Annotated in this window: 18 protein-coding genes; 11 read left to right on the forward strand and 7 right to left on the reverse strand. The window is 68.9% G+C overall.

The genetic code is table 11. From position 1 onward, the window contains the following. Positions 1-144: 144 nt before the first annotated feature. The 4 genes from ACFY2K_RS32970 to ACFY2K_RS32985 form a co-directional block, all read right to left on the reverse strand. Positions 145-1,581, reverse strand: coding sequence for an ATP-binding protein (locus ACFY2K_RS32970; protein ID WP_387716330.1), 1,437 nt, complete (start codon positions 1,579-1,581; stop codon positions 145-147). 21 nt (positions 1,582-1,602) lie between these two features. Then, on the reverse strand, positions 1,603-2,292 hold the full coding sequence (locus ACFY2K_RS32975; protein ID WP_387716332.1) for a hypothetical protein: 690 nt from the start codon (positions 2,290-2,292) through the stop codon (positions 1,603-1,605). After that, positions 2,292-2,600 carry a DUF6112 family protein gene (locus tag ACFY2K_RS32980; protein ID WP_387716334.1) on the reverse strand — a complete coding sequence of 103 codons (309 nt, stop codon included), beginning with the start codon at positions 2,598-2,600 and terminating at the stop codon, positions 2,292-2,294. The genes ACFY2K_RS32975 and ACFY2K_RS32980 overlap by 1 nt, the downstream gene beginning before the upstream one ends. Positions 2,601-2,680: 80 nt before the next feature. Further along, positions 2,681-3,859, reverse strand: coding sequence for a C40 family peptidase (locus ACFY2K_RS32985; RefSeq protein ID WP_387716336.1), 1,179 nt, complete (start codon positions 3,857-3,859; stop codon positions 2,681-2,683). A gap of 583 nt (positions 3,860-4,442) precedes the next feature. Here ACFY2K_RS32985 and ACFY2K_RS32990 point away from each other — a divergent pair. Then, positions 4,443-5,189, forward strand: a complete 747-nt coding sequence (locus ACFY2K_RS32990) for a DNA-methyltransferase (RefSeq protein ID WP_387716338.1) — start codon at positions 4,443-4,445, stop codon at positions 5,187-5,189. A 90-nt stretch (positions 5,190-5,279) separates the two neighbouring features. Here ACFY2K_RS32990 and ACFY2K_RS32995 read toward each other — a convergent pair whose 3' ends face one another. Then, positions 5,280-6,215: a hypothetical protein gene (locus ACFY2K_RS32995; RefSeq protein WP_387716340.1), complete on the reverse strand. Its 936-nt coding sequence runs from the start codon at positions 6,213-6,215 to the stop codon at positions 5,280-5,282. An 88-nt stretch (positions 6,216-6,303) separates the two neighbouring features. Between ACFY2K_RS32995 and ACFY2K_RS33000 the strand changes: the two genes are divergently transcribed. Continuing rightward, positions 6,304-8,025: an ATP-dependent endonuclease gene (locus ACFY2K_RS33000; RefSeq protein WP_387716342.1), complete on the forward strand. Its 1,722-nt coding sequence runs from the start codon at positions 6,304-6,306 to the stop codon at positions 8,023-8,025. Further along, positions 8,022-9,653, forward strand: a complete 1,632-nt coding sequence (locus ACFY2K_RS33005; protein ID WP_387716344.1) for a UvrD-helicase domain-containing protein — start codon at positions 8,022-8,024, stop codon at positions 9,651-9,653. The genes ACFY2K_RS33000 and ACFY2K_RS33005 overlap by 4 nt, the downstream gene beginning before the upstream one ends. A 102-nt stretch (positions 9,654-9,755) precedes the next feature. Here the strand turns inward: ACFY2K_RS33005 and ACFY2K_RS33010 are convergent, their stop codons facing one another. Continuing rightward, on the reverse strand, positions 9,756-10,499 hold the full coding sequence (locus ACFY2K_RS33010) for a hypothetical protein (protein WP_387716346.1): 744 nt from the start codon (positions 10,497-10,499) through the stop codon (positions 9,756-9,758). A gap of 464 nt (positions 10,500-10,963) precedes the next feature. Between ACFY2K_RS33010 and ACFY2K_RS33015 the strand changes: the two genes are divergently transcribed. From ACFY2K_RS33015 to ACFY2K_RS33050, 8 genes are all read left to right on the forward strand, one after another. Further along, positions 10,964-11,413, forward strand: a complete 450-nt coding sequence (locus ACFY2K_RS33015; RefSeq protein ID WP_387716347.1) for a helix-turn-helix domain-containing protein — start codon at positions 10,964-10,966, stop codon at positions 11,411-11,413. Positions 11,414-11,496: 83 nt separating this feature from the next. After that, on the forward strand, positions 11,497-12,807 hold the full coding sequence (locus ACFY2K_RS33020; RefSeq protein WP_387716349.1) for a tyrosine-type recombinase/integrase: 1,311 nt from the start codon (positions 11,497-11,499) through the stop codon (positions 12,805-12,807). 234 nt (positions 12,808-13,041) lie between these two features. Then, positions 13,042-13,233, forward strand: coding sequence for a hypothetical protein (locus ACFY2K_RS33025; RefSeq protein WP_380526167.1), 192 nt, complete (start codon positions 13,042-13,044; stop codon positions 13,231-13,233). After that, positions 13,217-13,729 (forward strand): DUF6879 family protein, encoded by a 513-nt coding sequence (locus ACFY2K_RS33030; protein WP_380526169.1) that lies wholly within the window; start codon positions 13,217-13,219, stop codon positions 13,727-13,729. Before ACFY2K_RS33025 ends, ACFY2K_RS33030 begins: the two co-directional genes overlap by 17 nt. Beyond that, positions 13,726-14,577 (forward strand): helix-turn-helix domain-containing protein, encoded by an 852-nt coding sequence (locus ACFY2K_RS33035; protein ID WP_380526171.1) that lies wholly within the window; start codon positions 13,726-13,728, stop codon positions 14,575-14,577. The genes ACFY2K_RS33030 and ACFY2K_RS33035 overlap by 4 nt, the downstream gene beginning before the upstream one ends. A gap of 267 nt (positions 14,578-14,844) precedes the next feature. Next, positions 14,845-15,933, forward strand: coding sequence for a methyltransferase domain-containing protein (locus tag ACFY2K_RS33040; protein ID WP_380526173.1), 1,089 nt, complete (start codon positions 14,845-14,847; stop codon positions 15,931-15,933). Positions 15,934-16,047: 114 nt separating this feature from the next. Beyond that, complete coding sequence (locus ACFY2K_RS33045; protein WP_387716352.1) at positions 16,048-16,947, forward strand: DUF1963 domain-containing protein; 900 nt, start codon at positions 16,048-16,050, stop codon at positions 16,945-16,947. 96 nt (positions 16,948-17,043) lie between these two features. Beyond that, entirely contained in the window at positions 17,044-17,529 is a 486-nt protein-coding gene (locus tag ACFY2K_RS33050; RefSeq protein ID WP_380526177.1) for a DUF3995 domain-containing protein, read from the forward strand. Between the two features lie 17 nt (positions 17,530-17,546). On the opposite strand, the gene ACFY2K_RS33055 is transcribed toward ACFY2K_RS33050, so the two are convergent. Beyond that, the gene (locus ACFY2K_RS33055; RefSeq protein WP_375891969.1) at positions 17,547-17,852 is read right to left on the reverse strand and encodes a hypothetical protein; all 306 of its coding nucleotides are present in this window, start codon (positions 17,850-17,852) and stop codon (positions 17,547-17,549) included. Positions 17,853-18,038 lie beyond the last annotated feature (186 nt).

Genomic DNA, 18,038 nt, shown 5'->3' on the forward strand with positions numbered 1-18,038 from the left:
TTGGGGTATCCTGGGGGGTGCGCTGGGGGGGGGCGGTGGGGGCCGGGGCGAAGTTCTGGACTAGGGGGGGGGGCGCCGGGGGGTGTGGGGGGGGGGGGGGGGGGTGGGCGGCGCAGGGCCGCCCACCCCGGGAACAAGGCCCGGTCAGGAACCGGGCTCGGTGGGCCGGTTCGGGAAGACGAACCGGGACGGTCCTCCGGCCGGGGACGGTCCGCTGGCTGCCGGCGCGGGCGGTGCCGGCACCGATGGGGCTACCGGAGCCGGACCGGGCGCCGGGGGCGCGGGTGCGGCCGGGGTCGTCGACAGTTCCGGCGCGGACGGGGTGGCAGGCTGGGCCGCGCCTCCGTCCTGGCCGCCGCCGGACGACGACTCCCCATTACCTGAGCCGGGGGCGGCCCGGGTGATCAGGGCCGGGATGCCAGGCCGGGTGACCAGGGCGCGTCCGCGGTCGCCGGGGGCGGCCGGGTCCTCGCCGAAGCGGAACTTCGTCGGCTGCTGCGCGGGGCCGGCGTCGATGCCTTCCTTGCTGATACGCCCGGTCGGATCGATGCCGGAGGAGGCACCGCCGCCGTCCATCCCGGGGACCTTGGCGGGGCCCTGCGGGGCCGGGACACCGGTGCCCACCTGCATCGCGAGGCTGGCAGCGGTCTTCGCCGCCCCGGCAGCCACTGCGACACCGGCGACGCTGGTGCGGTGCATGTCCTCGTGGCCCGAGCCGTCGGTCGCCCAGTGGATGAACTTGTAGCAGGCGTACGGGCAGAGCAGGATCAAGACCATGATCACGACACCGGCCATGGCGTCCGACAGGGCGCTCATCCCGTCCTTGGCGTTCGAGTTGCCGATCGCGGAGATGCCGGTGATGAACACGATGGTCATCAGGAGCTTCGACGCCACCAGGGTGGCGGTGGCCTCGATCCAGCCGCGCCGCCAGCGCTGCGCGACCTCCCAGCCTCCGCCGGCCCCGGCGAAGCTCGCGAGGACGACCAGGACCAGGATGCCGACCTTGCGGGCGACCATCGTGCCCCAGTAGAGGAACGCGCCGATCGCGCACCCGATGGCGACCAGGGATGGGATCGTCCAGCCGAGCCCGTACATGAAGCCGAGTTCGGAGACCTTGATGATCCGCCGGATCGCGTCCTCCAGCGTGGTCCCGGCGGCCTTGAACAGGCTGTCGGACAAAGCGTCGACGACCGTCACCGCAACCGAGGTGAACGAGATCGCGCAGAAGGAGAACAGGACGCCGGTCATGGTGCCCCAGGCCGCGCGGGCGAGCGCCCGGTCGTCGCGGCGCCAGGCAGCGAGGATCAGCTGCGCGCAGAACGTGCCGACCGTGAGGATCAGGCCGATCGGCAGGATCAGCTCGTAGTTCTGCCTGAACCAGCCGGCGTTGAGGTCGATGCCGGTGGTCTGGTTGACCCCCTGCGAGGCGAGGTTGACGGCGCTGGTCGCCAGCTCCGTCATCGACTTGGTGATCCACGCACCGATGCCGTCAGTGATGCTCTTGCCCGGATCGGAGACGAAGTTGATCGCGTCGACCGCGTCGCAGACCTGGCTGATCATGGGGACGTCGCAGACACCCATGGGGGAACCTCCTTCCTGGGATTAGGGCGAGACGGTCGGCAGCACGCCGACCAGAGCGCAGGGACGGTCGGGGCGGCACTGGACGGCGAGGGTGGACGAGCGGTCCTCGGCTCCGCCCTGCGGGGCGCCGTTCCAGGAGATCGACTGCTTGCCGGTGACGGTGACGGCGTAGATGTATGCCTGCTTGATCGCCCCCGGATCGGCCTGGAGCGCCCTGGTGAACGTGTCCGGGAAGTGCGCCTCGTCCGCGGTCGCCGTGGCGAACTGGCCGGAGTCGGCCATCCGTCCCCACAGCAGCGGCGACGGAACCAGGCGGTCCACCGAGCTGGCGTCCGCGTAACTCCCCTCGGCCGTCAGCCACCGGTGGAGGCCGGCCACCAGCTCCGGCTGCGAGTACGAGCGGGTGTCGTACGACCACAGCGCCACCGCCGCAGACTTCGCGTAGCCGATCGGATCGTGCGTCGACGGCGGAGACGGAACCGAACCGGGACCACCCGTGGGCGATGGCGACGCGGAAGCGCTGCTGGAGGAGGGTGAACTGGCGACCGGGGAGACAGGGTTGGGCGTGGCTCGGGTGTCGCGGGTGAAGTAGGCGAGCGCGCCGGCCAGGATGACGAGGACCACCAGGACCACGAGGCCGAGCAGCGCCCGGCGGCGCACGCGCGATGCGCCGCCGGACACGCCTTCACGGGTGAAGGAACGATTCTGCATCAGTGGACCTGGCCGCCAAGGCCGGAGAAGAAGGCGACGATTCCGTTCGCCGCACCGATCAGCAGTGCGGCGCCGGCCGACACCAGTACGCCCTTCTTGCCGTTGGCCTCGGCCTGGTGGCCGCCGGAGTGGTGGCCCCAGGCCCAGACCCCGGCGCTGACGGCAAGCGCGCCGACGATCGCGATGATCCCGAACAGGTTGATCGAGCCCATCACCTGCTTGAGGACCGAGAGGCCAGGCAGGCCGCCCTCGTTCGGGGTGATGCCGGGGTCGAAGGCGAGGTGCGTGACCGCGTCCGCGAGAAACATGGGAACTCCAGTTCGAATATGGGCATGCGAAGGCAGCCCGGGAGGGGAAAAGGGGGGAGGGGAGGTGGGAGAAGCGCCGGTCAGACGACGCGGCGGGCCGCGAGGATCTCCGGTCGCCATTCGGCGAGCGTCGAGATCTTGACCACGTCGCCGGTGTGCGGGGCCTGCACGACGAGCCCTGAGCCGATGAACATTCCGACGTGTTCCGGCACGGCGGCGGTGCCCCGCGTGAAGAGCAGGTCGCCGGGCTTGAGAGCGTCCGCCGAGACGGCCGTCCCCTGCTTGACCTGGTCGTACGTGGTCCGCTCCAGCGAGATGCCAGCGGCCTTGTAGGCCATCTGCATCAGCGAGGAGCAATCGCACCGGCCCATCGGGTCGGCGCCGTGCGAGTTCTCGCACGTCCCACCCCACTGGTACGGGGTGCCCAACTGACCGAGCGCCCAACGGATTGCCGTCTGGACCTGCTGGGGGGCGTCGGTCGGAATGGTGTACCCGGCCGGGAGTGAGCCCGCCGGGATAGTCCCGAAGTTGGTGCCGTCGCCGCCCGTTGAGGTTCCGCAGCCGCCGGTGCTCGGCGAGGGGCTCGCGGTGCCGCCGCCCGAAGGAGTCGGCGCCGGGGTCGGGCTCCCACCAGGTGGCGGCGAGGCGGCTTCGGTGGGGGTGAGCAGCGGCTCGATCGCCTTCTGCAGCGCGGTCGCCAGCGGCTCCCACTTCGCATAGGCGTCGGGGAACCCGCTGCGCTGCACCGCCTGGGCGGCCTGGGTGACGGTCATCGACTGCCAACCGCTGACCTGGTTGAGCGCCTCGTAGAACTTCGTCGAGGCGTACACCGGTTGCATGATCTGCGCCGGCGTGCCCCAGCCCTGCGAGGGCCGCTGCTGGAACAAGCCCAGCGAATCGCGGTCCCCGTAGTTGATGTTCCGAAGTCCGCTCTCCTGGAGCGCCGTTGCCAGCGCGACGATCTGCCCGCGGACGGGGATGTGCATCGCGACACCGGTGGCCTGGATCGTCTTGGCGTTCGGGATCTGCTCGTCCGGCTTGTCCAGCCCGGCCACGTTCGGCGCCGACAGCGGGCTCGAGCCCTTGAGAATCGACTCCACCTGCGCCGCGACGGCGGAACTGTCCACAGCCTGTGTACCGCCGCCGGTCGGACAGGCGGACGCCGACGCGTTGCCCGCGCCGACGATCACCACCGGCAGGGCCAGCATCAGTGGGCCGCAGGCGAGAACGCCGAGGAGCGTGCCAGCGGTCTTCTTCACGTCCGCCGCCGATCGCCGAAGCGGTACAGGGCAGTTGGCGGGGGACGATGAGGGCACGGGTGTGCCAGGGCATGCTGCATCGCAGCGGCTCCTTGCGGGATTCGTAGGAGGGCGCGGTGCCGGACTCTCGTGCGAAGAAGTCACCGGCACCGCGCCGGTCGTGAAACCGCCCTCGGTCAGGGCGGGCCCGGGTCAGAGGAGTTGGTAGCTCCCGGACGCCGGTCTCGGGTCACGCGCGGCAGCCAGCCGCGCTCGTAATCTCAGCCGGAACACGAAGGCGCTCCTCGGAATCGGGGGAAGGAAGATGCCGCCCGCGTGGCTCCGCGAGACAGAGCAACACAGGGCAGCACAGGGCAACACGCGCCGGGCCCAGGCCCGTTCGGCCTGCTGCCCGGTTGGCATGGCGAGACAGTAGACGCGAAAGTCGGCCGCACCAAACGACCCCCGACCAGGCCCGGCACCTGCGTCGCCGCTCGTTAGGTCCAGCCGCCGATCGCCGCTACCTTCCTCGACATCCCCGCTCCCGGCGGCTGCCGCCGGGCGCCGCCTGGAGCGGGCCCAACCACGCCCTGAAGGAAGAACCATGAGCTACAAGCTGCACCGAGGCGACGCTCTCACCGTCCTGAAGTCCCTGCCCGACGAGAGCGTCCACGCGGTGATCACCGACCCGCCGTACAACAGCGGCGGCCGGACCAGCTCCGAGCGCACGAGCCGCGACGCCCGCGCCAAGTACGTGACCAGTGGCAGCGCCCACGACCTGAAGACCTTCCCCGGCGAGAACCGCGACCAGCGTTCCTACCGGTCCTGGCTCACCGACCTGCTGACCGAGGCATACCGGGCGAGCACCGAGCACTCGGTCGCGATGGTCTTCTCCGACTGGCGGCAGGAGCCCACCACCAGCGACGCGCTGCAGATGGCCGGGTGGACCTGGCAGGGCACCATCCCGTGGATCAAGCCCGCCAGCCGGCCGCGCAAGGGCGGCTTCAAGCAGTCCGCGGAGTTCATCATCTGGGGCGTCAAGGGCACCCTCGACAACAGCCGGGACCTCTACCTGCCCGGCCACTTCATCGCCAGCCAGCCCCGCAAGGACCGGGTCCACATCACCCAGAAGCCGCTGGAGATCATGCAGCAGCTCGTCCAGATCTGCCCCGAGAACGGCACCGTCCTCGACCCGTTCACCGGCAGCGGCTCGACCGGCGTCGCCGCCCTACGCGAAGGCCGGCGATTTGTCGGCGCCGAACTCTCGCCGCACTACGCGGACGTGGCCGAACAGCGCCTGCGCGCCGAACTGACGCAGGACGACTTTGTCCTCGCCGGACCGGAGGCGTGACCGTGAGAACCCCGGACAGCCGGCACCGACCGGCCCACAGACACACTAGGGCGGCTGGAGCATGAAGCTCCAGCCGCCCTCGCCGTTCCGTCAGGCCGCCTGAACTGCCCGCTCGATCAGCGGACCCGCCTTCTCCAGGTCGGCCGCCGAGGCGATCCGCACCTCCAGGTCCCCGGTGCCCAGGTGCCCGATCCCGCGCATGTCGCGCGTGAAGCCCTCCTCCAGGTCCACCGTGTCCGGGTCCAGGCGCAGGTAGACCAGGATCACCCGGTGCGACTCCGAAGGCCGGAAGATCACGCTGGCCACGTTCTGCAGCCGCCGGTAAGCGATGTAGTGCTTGAGGACGACGGTCTCCACCTCGCCCGACGCGGTGAGCACCTCGTCCAGCTCGCCGTACAGATCCCGGAGACACTCCGGTACGTCGCCGACGACCGGCAGCTCAGCTGCCTCGACGGCAGCCGCCGGCACCGAAGGCGTGATGGATCTGCGCACGGCCGCCGGGCTGACTGCGGCGGAGACCGGCTCGACCAGCTGGAGGCTCAGCAGCCCGCCGTCGAAGATCCGGTAGCGGACCAGCTCGATCGGCCACTGCCGACCCAGGTCACCAACGGCAACCCGGTCGTGGTGCGAGAACCCGGCCGCGATGCACAGCGCCCGGGGAGCACGCCAGTCGACGGACTCGGCCGCCTCCGGGCCCAGCTTCTTCTTGACGAGGGCCTCGAACTCGTGGCGGCTGCTCTTCAACCAGGTGAGGTACGAGACCGCCTGCGAGACGACCCCGCTGTCGTTGCCCTTCTTGAACTCGATCACGACCGGCACGCCGTTCTCGTCCAGACCCAGCGAGTCCACCCGGCCCCGGTGCCACGGACCGGTCGGATACTCCGACTCCAGGAACCGGATGCCGAGCATGGCCCCCATGCTGGCCTCCACCCGGCGCTGCAGCTGCACCTCCAGCGCCACCGTCGAGCTGCGCAACTCCACGTCCTGGCCGTCCGCCCCGAGCCGGAACACCTTCAGATCAGCCACCCACGCCCCCTTCGCACGACCGTACGGGGAGACCAATCAACGAGCGGAACGGGATATTCCCCCTGGGTGGCGACACCGGAGCCCGCAGATGAGCAGCCCGGACGGCTTCCAGAATGAGGTGGTGATCAAGCGGCCAGAGCTGGGAAGATCACCCCCTAGGCGGCTATCTCGGACAATGAGGTACAAGTTGCGGATCGTCAGGATCGCTTGGGAGAACTACCGTCGACTGCCCGACGGTGAGATCCATGTGCGCAACCACATGGTGCTGGTCGGCCCCAACGACTCGGGTAAGTCGAGCGTCCTCCGCGCCGCACACATGTGCCTCGGCATGACCCGCGCCCAGCTGATGTCCGCGGTCAACGTTCGCGACTTCACCGACGCAACCAATCAGCTGAGGTTGGAGGTAGAGCTCTCGGACCTCGGGCCCGACGACCTCGCGGCGTTTCCGGACGAGGTGATCGTCGGCGACTCCAACACGATCAAGATCGCGGTCGAGGCGGACCTCAACCTCGCCGACTCCGAAGGCGATGACGCCGAGGAGACCAAGGAGGTCCGCCGGTTCTTCATCGATGCCGGACACAGGCGCGGGCCTTCGAGGGCACAGTTCGACGCCATCGGGTGGGCATACGTCCCTGCCGCGCGCTCGCTTGTGCGGGAGCTGGCTGGCGCCGGCGGGACGATGCAGGAGCTTCTCAGTGCCCTCGATCTAGGCAACGACTCCGCAGCTGTCGAGCAGGCCGCCAAGCAGCTGAGGGAGGCGGTCCAACAGGCGGCAGCAGTAGGCGCGTTCGGCGCTGAGCTCGCAACTACGCTCTCCGATGCGCTGCCGAAGCCCGTGAGGGCTGACCAGGTCCACATCTCGACCGCCGGCGATCTGATCGGTTCCCCCCTCGCGGGGATGACGGTCGCGATCCAGGACGGCGATCACCTGGCTCCCCTGGCCGAGCAGTCTGACGGCGTACGAGCCCTCTCCGTGCTCGCACTACTGGGCATGTCCCAGCGGGCAGCCCGGATCGTCGGAGTCGATGAGCCTGAGACACACCTGCACACCAGCGCCCAGAGGGCCGTAGCACGATCTTTCCGCAAGAGTGCCGGGCAACGGCTCGTGGTCTCCCACTCAGCCGCCCTTGTCGGTCAGATGGACCCCCAGGACATCGTGGCGTTCGGCGCCGACCGGAGGCCCCGGCAGCTTCCCGTCGATGTGTTCGCAACGGGCGGTGCTCAGGCTGCCAAGTACTGGATCCCCAGCATCATCGACGCCCTGACGGCACGTCGGCTGCTCTTCGTCGAAGGGGCAAGCGACAAGATCATCTGCGAGGCTGTCGCGGACCTCATCGGCCTTTCGCTCGATCGAGTCGGCGTAGCCGTCATCGAGCTTGGTGGCGGAAGCTCGTTCGGACCTGCGTACAAGGTGCTCGGCCCTGCGGGCTTCGACGTGCCCATCTACGGGGTCACCGACGAGGACAAGCGGGACGAGTGGGCGAAGGTTATCGGAGCTGCTCCAGGAGTGCTGGAGGCCAGTGGCATCCTGGTCTGCAACCCCGACCTTGAAGCCATGTACGCGAAGGCGCTCGGGCGGGACAAGCTGCTCAAGCAGCTCCTCAAGAGCCCGGACTTCAACGAGGCCGCGATCGTTGCGGCGAGCGGTGCCCAAAGCCTGGATGATGTCACCGAGGCAGACCTGGTGAGCTTCTGTGGACACAAGCGGAGGAAGGTCCAGGCTGCTGCTGCGGTTACGGCAGGACTCACCCTGACCGATGCCGAGAGCATGACCGGGCTGTGCGGCCACCTTCGGGCGGTGGCGTCGTGACGGTGGCCGATCCGCCCGCTGACCCGCGTCAGAGGTTGCGCGAGTTCGGCCCCGCAGACCTTCTCGTGGTAGCCCCTGCGGGCTGCGGGAAGACCTATGCCCTCGCAGACCGGGCTGCCGGCCTTATCAGGGCTGGCCACGTCGTCTCCCCGCGCAAGATCCTCGCGCTCACCTTTTCCAACAAGGCGCGGGACAATCTCAACGCGCGCCTGCGACAGGTGATGTCCGTGCGGGAGAGCGCCTCGGTCGCCGTGAGCAACTTCCACGGACTAGCCGGCCGGGTCCTCCGGGCGCACGGCAAGGTCCTCGGCCTCGATCCCCAGCAGGCGTTCCCCGAGAGGGTTCAAATCAACCGCCGCCGCGAGGCGGCAGGGATCAGCTACAAGAACAGCCAAGCCGCCGACCTCGCTCTGTCTCAGGCCAAGGTCGGGCTCTGGGACGACGACGAGGTCCTCCGCCGCCTTGCAGCAGCCGGCAACGCCGAGGCACTCCGGTACGAACTGGCGCTGCGCGAAGCAGGGCATATCGACTACAACGACCTCATCCGCTACGGAGCTCGCCTCCTCGCCGACCCCCGCGTGGCCCAGCTTTACCACGAGCATTTCGCCGTGCTACTCGTGGACGAGGTTCAAGACCTGAGCCTCCTCCAGTTCGGCATGGTCCAAGCGATCGGGGCCGGCCGGACGACCTACGCAGGCGACCCGGCACAGGGCATCTATGCCTTCGCTGGCGCCGAGCCGGACCTCGTCTTCGACGCGATCCACGCCGTCGTCCAGGACACCGTGGAGCTCAACGTGTCCTACCGTTCCAGCCCGGCCGTCCTGGCCGCCGTCAACGCGCTCGCAGCCGAACTCGGCACCACTCGCCTCCACTGCGCGAATCCCGAGAAGTGGGGGGCCGACGCCAGGGTCGAGGTGGTGATCAGTGACGATCCCGACGAGGAGGCCAGCGCGCTGGTCCCCGAGATCCGCCAACAGCTTGAGGCCCAGCCGGACCTGACCATCGGGGTTGTCGCCCGCCGAACCACGCGGTTGAACGAGTTGATCACCGCCCTCGACGCAGACGGGATCGCCTTCCAGAACTGGCAGTTGGACACACACCAACCGGAGATCGTCGGCCTGCTCCAGCGCCATGTGCGAGAAGCCACCGCACGACAGATCGCGCCCGAGGCCCAGCTTCAACGGTTGGCTGAGCTGTGCCGAGCCGATCTGCAGATCGACGCAGCCGAGGCGAGCGACCACCTGAGCGGCGCAATCGCATCGCTGCAGGAACAGCTCGATGCGGGCATGACCGTAGCCCAGGCCGTAGCGACCTGCAGAGCCGTACAGGACTCCGAGGCGCCGGTCACCCCCGGGCTTCATCTCCTGTCGGGGCACGCCGGCAAGGGCCAGGAGTTCGACGTCGTGTACATCGTGGGCCTCGAGGAGGGACAGATCCCAGACTTCCGTTCGACCTCCGACGACGCTCGGCTGGCCGAGGAACTCCGGGTACTGCATGTGATGGCCTCGCGGGCCAAGACGCGACTTGTCTGCACTCGTGTCGAGAACCGGTGGCGAACAGAAAACTGGTACGCAGCAGAGGCACCGTCTCGATGGTGGCACCTCCTGGCGAATGTGGCCACCAGCTGACTCGTGTGTGGGCGTCGGCAGCGCCACGGCCGACCGTCCGCGTGGGCCTCGGGCGTGACGGGCCCGCCCCACGGGCGGGCGACCTGCTGGTTCGTCCAGGCCCTAGGACCGCCCCTCGGTGGGGCTCGTTCCCATGGCCTCGGCCGCCGGCAGGTCTGCCTCCGGGCACCTGTGGGCGCGGGTCAGCGGCACGAAGCCCGAGGGCAGGTCAAAGCCGGGGACGAACAGCATGGTCGTTGCCCGGATCCCGGCGCGCCCGAGGTGGAACTCCATGAACACCGCCGCCAGGGCGTCCTGCTGTTCCTTGACCTCCCGGCACTCGTCGGTAAGCAGCTCGGCGGCCCAGGCCCAGCGGCGCGCCTCACTGGGCAGGCAAGCCTGTAGGGCGTCGAGCGCGCGCAGGCGGTCGTCCAGCAGGGCGACGTGCTGAGCGACCACTGCGGCGACTCCGTCGTCTCCGGCCAGCAGGTGCTCAAGCTTGAGGGCTTCGACGTCCGGCAGAGTGGAGCTGAGGCGCTCGCGGGTGTCGGCGTACACGGCGACCGGGTGGCGGTACGCGGCGGGCACGTCCCCGAACTCGCTCCACCGAGCCCAGCTGCCGGGGAAGAGGTCGGCGTGCCAGCCCCCGGCCGAGGGCTGCAGGCGCAGCTCGAAGTCGCCGTGGCCGAGGGTGTGGATGTCCGCGCCGACCCGGCACCAGCGGCCCTCGGAGACGAACGCCTCGGCCAGGTGTTCGGCCATCGTCAGGTCTGGGTCGGTGTAGGACTCCGCGAGTTCCCGGCTGGCGGTCACGATCGGGCGATCGTCGAAGGCCAACCCGTAGGACAGGATCGGGACGAGGGTCATGCAGAAGGTGTCGGCAGAGCGGGCCGCCGCCTTGAGGACACCCCCGCGTACGGCCCGCCGCCGGCGCCCTGTGACACCCGCGCACTGCGGCGTTCCTGCCGGACTGCGTCGACGCCGCACCATAGGCTCGGGATCCTCCCGGAGCAGGCAACGGTCTTCGTCGGTTGTGGAGTGCCAACAGCCCCGGTCTTGGCCAGACTGGTGCGTCTGGTGTGGCCATGTGCGGCCGGTGTACGGCCGGACGCCTCTGGACGAGGTAACACCAGGTGGACGAGGCTGAACAGCCGAACGTGCCCTGATCAGGCAAAATGGCACTACGGAGCACTAGGCAAGACCAGCCGTCACGATCGCTGATGGTCTCGTAATGCGTCGGTCGCGAGTTTGACGCTGAGAAGTCTCGGTGACCGCGATAGCGGTCGGTCGGCTGCTTCTTTCGGCCGCGAGGTACCCATTGCCGAGAGCCGGTGACGACGTCCGCCGCGCACGCGCTGGAGGGCTCTGGCACTTATCACAACACGACGGTCTCACCAAACCGGTCATTTTCCGGATTCTGGTCGCCCGCCATTCCCACGGCTAATCGTGCGGATGGCGGGCGATTTGCATGGCCGCCGTTAAGCGGCATGGACACCGGAGAGAAGATGCGCAGCAAGTCGGAGCTCGCCGTCGAGGCCGCCTTCATGACCGTCCAGGATGCGGCGACGTACCTGGGGATCTCGGTCAACACCCTGTATGTCTGGCGCCACCGGCGGCAGGGGCCACCGAGCTTTCGGATGGGGCCCGGTGGGCGGGTGATGTACCGCCGGGAGCTCCTTGACGCCTGGTTGGTGGAGCAGGAGGACGCGGACTCTCGGTCGAACTCGGCCCTCAACCCGCTGAACAAGGGGCGCCAGCCTCGTAATTCGCGCGATCGGTGACCTGACGAAGGATCAGAAAGTCGACCTGCAGGATCGGGAAGTTCTTGCGACCGCAGGTCGTCTGTGTCCATACCGATCAAGTGGTGACTGCGTCCAGAGGACGCGAGGCAGCGAGGGGAACGTACGTGGCGGGCTATATCGAGGACCGGTGGCTGAAGAAGCGCCCCAGTAAGGAGACTGGGAAGCGCGAGCGCACATCGATGTGGGGCAAGTGCACCAGGTATCGGGTCAAGGGCATACCTGGAATTCGGGACCGTTCGTTCGATACGGTCGCGGATGCCAAGGCATGGCTGGCTGAGGCCCAGACAGACACGCGCCGGGGGGACTTCGTCGACACGCGCGACGGTGCCATCAGCCTGCGCGAGTACGTGGAGAAGTACTGGTGGCCGTCGCAGGTGCACCCGCCGCAGACGCTGGAGAGCATGCGGTACCGGATCTGGGGGCAGCTGTTGCCGCACCTGGGTGACCTTGCTCTCCGTGACATAGGTGTCGCCGAGCTGCGGAAGTGGTCGGCCGACGTACAGCGCGAGGTCGGATCCGGCACGGCTTACACCGCCTGGGTGTACCTGAAAGCGATCATGCAGGCGGCAGTCGAGGACAAGCGGCTGTTCCGCAATCCGTGCAAGGGCAACAGTTCGATCAACCCGCCGAAGAAGCCGGAGCGCAAAGCTCGAGCATGGTCGCAAGACCGTGTGGATCGTGTCCGGGAGGGGCTGCCGGAGCGCTACCGGATCTCGCTCGACCTCGGTGTGGGCAGCGGGCTCCGGCAGGGTGAGGCGTTCGCCTTCAGCCCGGATGACGTCAGGGGTGACTTCATCCACATCCAGAGGCAGATCATCCGGTACAAGTCGCAGCTCTACTTCGCGCTGCCGAAGGGCGGCAAGGAGCGCGAGGTACGGCTGGCTTCATCGTTGCGAGAGAGGATCCTCAGTCACCAGGAGCGGTTCGAGCCGGTCGCGGTCACACTCCCGTGGCTTGATCCCGAGGAGCCGGAGAAGCCTCGTGAGGAGCGACGGAGGGTTACCGTGAGGCTGCTCGTCCACACGACGCACCGCACGGCGATCAATCGATCCACATGGAACACCAAGACCTGGAAGCCCGCGCTCGCAGCCGCTGGTGTCATCTCGCCGCTGCCTGAGCCCGTTGAGGGGGCGAAGCCCGGCCGTGTCTGGGAGCCCAGCCGTGAGTATGGCTTCCACGCCCTTCGCCACACCTATGCGTCGGTCATGCTCGAGGCCGGTGAGTCGATCGTGTCGCTGGCGAACTGGCTGGGTCACTCCGACCCGGCCTTCACCCTCCGAACCTATACTCACTTCATGCCGCAGGCGGGCGCGCGTGGGCTCGCTGCCATCGACTCCTGGTTCGCCAGTCCCAGTCTGGCGGAAAGTCCCTGAGAAGTCCCAGGGGGCTCGCAGGCGCTCTGATTCCAGGGTAAAGCACCAGGTCAGCGGCATGATCGTCCTGATCTTGAACTGAACCCGGCGTACAGGCCGACTTCCACAGGCGTCAACGGTGCGGTACCGGCGGCGGTGACTTCATGCGGGAACGTGAATGGTCCTTGCCCGCCCGGCGTGGCCTGCCTAGGGTCCTGATCACCGGTCCGCCATGAAATGCGTGGAGGGGAAACGATGAGGCTTACGAGGATCGCGGGTGGCGACCCCGACTGCCGCAATGACGACTGTCCGACCGTCTACACCACGGATCGTGGGTCGATCGCGGTTCAGGGTGACGTGGTGGAGTGGCAGACGCCCGCGGGCGAGGCCGTGGTGGAGATTCCCGAGGAAGTGTTGAGGGAGGCGTTCCGTGCTCTTGGATGGTGATGCCTGGCGTGCCGTCTTCGACACGTTCGAACGCGAGGCATTCCGGCTGGAGACGCGGAGCGCCTATGCCATGCCCGGCGAGGACGAGGAGTTCCGGGAGTTCCTGGCCACCGGAGAACTCGACATCCCCGAGGACGACCCGTGGCTCACCCGCGTGCGGACCTATCGCGCGAGCGGCCGAAGGATCTGCCGGGTGCACGTCCTGACCCGACCGCTCTCCGACTACCTGCGCTACGAGTTCGCCGCCTACGCCCACAACGTGAAGGCCGGCGAGGACATCCGCATCCTGGACCTCACCGGTCGGGACGACCCCGGGCTCCCGGACCAGGACTTCTGGATGTTCGACGACACCACAGTCGTCGACATGAGATACCGGTCCGACGGCACACAGAGCGGCCGGGAACTCCTGGAGGATCCGGACCTGGAGCAGTACCGGCACTGGCGTGGTCTCGCGCTATCCCTCTCGGTCCCCTTCGAGGAGTACGTCGCAGCTTGACCCTCGATCCCGGTAGGGCCGGAGAGCAACGCCGAGACCTTGCAGCAGCGCTCAAGGACCTCCGGCGTGCCTCCGGTCTTTCCGGCGAACGGCTGGCCGTCCGTTGCGGCATGAGTCAGAGCAAGATCTCCCGGATCGAGACGGGCCGCGCTCTGCCGACGGTCGTCGATGTGCACCAGATCGTCAACGCACTGGGCCTGGACGAGGACCTGGCCCGGGAGCTGCTCGCGTTGGCCAGCGTCGCCAACGCCGAGTACGAGGATGTCCGGGCGTCCGTCAGACGTGGACTGCACTTTAGGCAGCGTGAACTGGCGACCCTCGAGAGCAACTCCGAGCACATCCGCTACTTCTTGCCGGCCATTCCGTCGGGGTTGCTCCAGACGCCCGAGTACATGCGAGCGGCGATGAGCCCGCCGGTCGACCCGGTCGACGGTGATGTGACTCAAGCCGTCGCGTTGAAGATCGAACGACAGGCCGTTCTCTATGACGAGAGTAAGCAGTTCGATTTTCTGCTGACTGAGTCGGCTGTCCGCTGGAAGCTGTGCCCTCCATCGGTCATGGCTGTTCAGCTGGACCGCTTGGCGTCCATTTCTCGACTTCCGAACGTCAACATCGGAATAGTTCCACTTTCCGCTCAGATCGCCGATGCGCCGTTCCATATCTTCACTGTCTATGACTCGAGCCTTGTGACCGTCGAGCTCTTCACGGGACGGGTCGTCCTGCGCGATCCGAAGGACATCGACCACTATCAACGCCTGTTCGACTTCTTTCTCGCGAACTCCCAGGTCGGAGCCGGTGCCAGGGCCTTGCTCGATGAGTGGTCCGAAGAGTTCCGGCGGAGAATGTAGATGGATGAACTTTAGTCAATATCGTGCATATCGTTGAATGGCGGCCATCGACTTCTCTAATCTGCTCCTCGCTGGTTGGATGTCTCATCCGCAGGAGGGAACGCACATGGGAAAGCACCGCGGCGGATCGGGTGGGGACGGTCCCGGTAAGGCTGGTGGGGGCAGCGGGGGCGGGCACTCCGGGAAGCCGGATACCGCGCCGCACGACGGGCAGCGGGACGCGCCGCCCAAGAACCTGCCCAAGCCGTCGAAGCCGTAGGGGGCGTCATGACGTGGTACGAACTGGCCGATGCGCTCCGGGAGTCCGGCGCGCTGTCGGCCGACTGGGAGAAGGCGTTCCGGACCACCCCGCGTGAGCTGTTCACCCCGGACCGGATCCTGGACGAGGGCGAGTGGCTCGATCGCGCGGAACAGCCGCACCGCTGGGCCGAGTTGGTCGCCTCCGACCTCGCCCTGGTGACGCAGGTCTACGAGGGGACGGACACGCCGTCGTCGTCCAGCTCCATGCCCACGGTGGTCGCGCAGATGCTCCGGCACCTGGACGTGGCCGAGGGTATGCGGGTGCTGGAGCTGGGCACCGGGACTGGGTGGACAGCGGGTCTGCTGGCCACCAGGTTCGGCGCGGAGCGGGTGACCAGCGTCGAGCTGGACCCCGAACTGGCGGGCCGGGCGCGGCAGCGGCTGCACGCGGCGGGCCTGCGGCCCACCGTGCTGGCCGGTGACGGCACCCTCGGCCACCCCGGGGGCGCCCCGTACGACCGGGTGCAGTTCACGGCCGCCGTCCAGCGGCTCCCGTCGGCGATCATCGAACAGACGGCGCCCGGCGGGGTCATCCTGGTGCCGTACGGCACGCCGTTCTGCAACGGGGCGCTGTTGCGGCTCACCGTCGCCGAGGACGGGCGGTCGGCGAGCGGCCCGTTCGTCGAGGACGTGTCGTTCATGTGGGTGCGCGACCAGCGCCCGGACTGCGGCGAGTTCGGCATCGAGGATGTCCGGCACGGGCCCTCCGGCATCGACCCGGACGAGGTGGCCGAACGGACCGACTGCGCCTTCGCCGTCGGGCTGCGGCTGCCCGGCCTGTTCCGGCGGAGCGTGTGGGCCGACTACGACCGGTTCGGCACCGGCCGGGCGGAGGTCTGGGACGGCACCTCCTACGCCCACTGCCGCTTCGCCGATTGGGACGGGCCGCACGCCGTGTCGCAGTCCGGCCCGCGCAGCCTGTGGGACGAGGTGACGGCGGCGCACGGTTGGTGGGTCCGAAGCGGAAGGCCCGGTCTCACCCGGCTCGGTATGACCGTGACCGTCGCCGGCGAACACCGCCCGTGGCTGGACGACCCGGGCAACGTTCTGCGCTGACCCCGATCGGGTCGGCCCCCACCTCACCGTGCTCGCGGCAGGTGGCCCTTGCGTCGGGTGAGGGGCGGCGGTAGACACGGGTGGATCTTTGTTCCCCCGTAGACAGGCCGTTCGATGGCTCGTACGACCCCGCCGCGTCCGCTCGACGTGGAGGCGCTGTTCCCCGAGGTGGCCGCGTTCCGGAAGTCGGCCACCCGGCTGCATCCGCGGCCCGGCGAGCCGGGGCCCCGGGAGAGTTCGATGGGCGGGCCGGTGCTGTGGCCGTCCTCCGAGCCGTGGCCGCACTGCGCGGACGAGCATCCGCGGACGGCGTACTCCCCGCCGAGGACCACGGAGGGCCCGGTCCCGCTGGTGCCCGTCCTGCAGTTGTTCGCCGCCGATCTGCCCGGGCTCGAACTGCCGCCCGGCACCGACCTGCTGCAGTTGCTGTGGTGCCCCTTGGAGCACGATCCGGACTTCGTGCCCCGCCCGGAGGTGTTCCGGTGGGACAGTGCCCGCCCGGACCTCGCACCGGTGGCGCCCTCCCGCCCGGACGGTGCGGACGACGACTACCTGCCGGATCCGTGCGTCCTGCACCCGGAGGTCGTCACCGACTACCCGAACTGGGACCTGCCGGACGAGGTCGCCGACGCGCTGAGGGCCAGGTTCGAGCAGGTGGAGGAGGAGACCGGCTGGTCGTACTGGTACCACCTCTCGGTGTCCAGCGGGATCAAGGTCGGCGGCTATCCGACCTGGACGCAGGAACCGGACTGGCCCGACTGCCCGTCCTGCGACCGCACCATGCGGCACCTGCTGACCGTCAACAGCCGCGAGTTCGACGGTGAGGGCTGGCGTACCTGGCTGGCCGTCGAGGACACCCCGGCGGAGGGCGAGATCTGGGACCTCCCGTACGAGGAGCGGAAGCTGGTCCAGTGCCCGCCGGACCTCACGATCGGCGACATGGGCGGCGTCTACCTGTTCGAGTGCCCGGACTGCCCGGACCGGCCCCTCGCGCACCGCTTCGACTGCTCCTGACGGACGAGCGGGGTGCGGTCCCCTCCCCTGGGCGGGGGAGGGGGTCGGGCCGCCGGGACGATCCGCCCACCGTCGTCACGGCGGGACGGTGGAGGCATGAAGACGACCCTCCTTCGCCCCGCCGCCGCCCCCGCCGTCCACGCAGCCTCCGCCGCCTACGCCGCCGCCGTGTGGGCCGGCGCGTTCTCGCTCGTCCACCTCTACTGGCTGTTCGGTGGCCGGATCGGCCTCCCGGACGGGCTGTCCGTCACCGGGAACACCCCGCTGCTGATCATCGACATCCTGGCGATCCCGGGGTGTGCCGTGGCGGCGGTGCTCGCGCTGGCGATCGTCCGGCCGTGGGGCGGGCGGCTGCCCGCCAAGCTGCTCGGCGTCGCGCTGTGGGGCATCACCGCCGTCCTGCTGGTGCACTCGCTGCCGTCCGTGCCGGACTGGTTCGCGCTGGCCACCGGCTCCCGGACGACGGGCGACTTCGACGCGATGGGACGGTTCGCGACGCTGCTCTACGAGCCCTTCTTCCTGGCCGGCGGGCTGCTGTTCGGCCTCGCCACCCTCGCCCGCCGCCGCCCCCGCCGGAGCTGAGGGCCGAGGCTGAGGGGCTACGCCGGGTGCTCCAGGCCGATGGCGCGCAGGACGTCGGCGAGCCACACCAGGTGGTGGCCGATGGCGCGGTCCGGGTCGGCGAGCAGGGCCTGGAGTTGTGCCCAGGACTCCGACACCTGTCCGATCGTCAGCACGTCGGGCTTCGCGGTCATGTCGTACAGCTCGGGCGGTGGCACGGTCCAGAAGAGGTCGTTCGGCAGGGCGGCCTCACCGCCCGCCCCGTGCGCCTCCAGGTGCCGCATCAGCACCTCGAACGAATCGCGCACCTGATCGAGGGAAACCCGCAACTGCTCATCGCTCATCGGCCCATCCTGCCCGGGCCGGACGGAGCGGGCGCAGGGGGGCTCCCCGTCCCCGCCGTGGTCGGACGCTTCGCCCACCCACCAAACGTCGTCATTCGGCCTCTTCGCCCCCGCGCCTTGGCTCGATCGCTCCCTTGTGGGTGACCGGACGTGTTCGTAGCGTGACCACCTCCGCCGCATCGCGGC

The organism is Kitasatospora sp. NPDC001309, assembly GCF_042896295.1.
Classification (GTDB): Bacteria; Actinomycetota; Actinomycetes; order Streptomycetales; family Streptomycetaceae; genus Kitasatospora.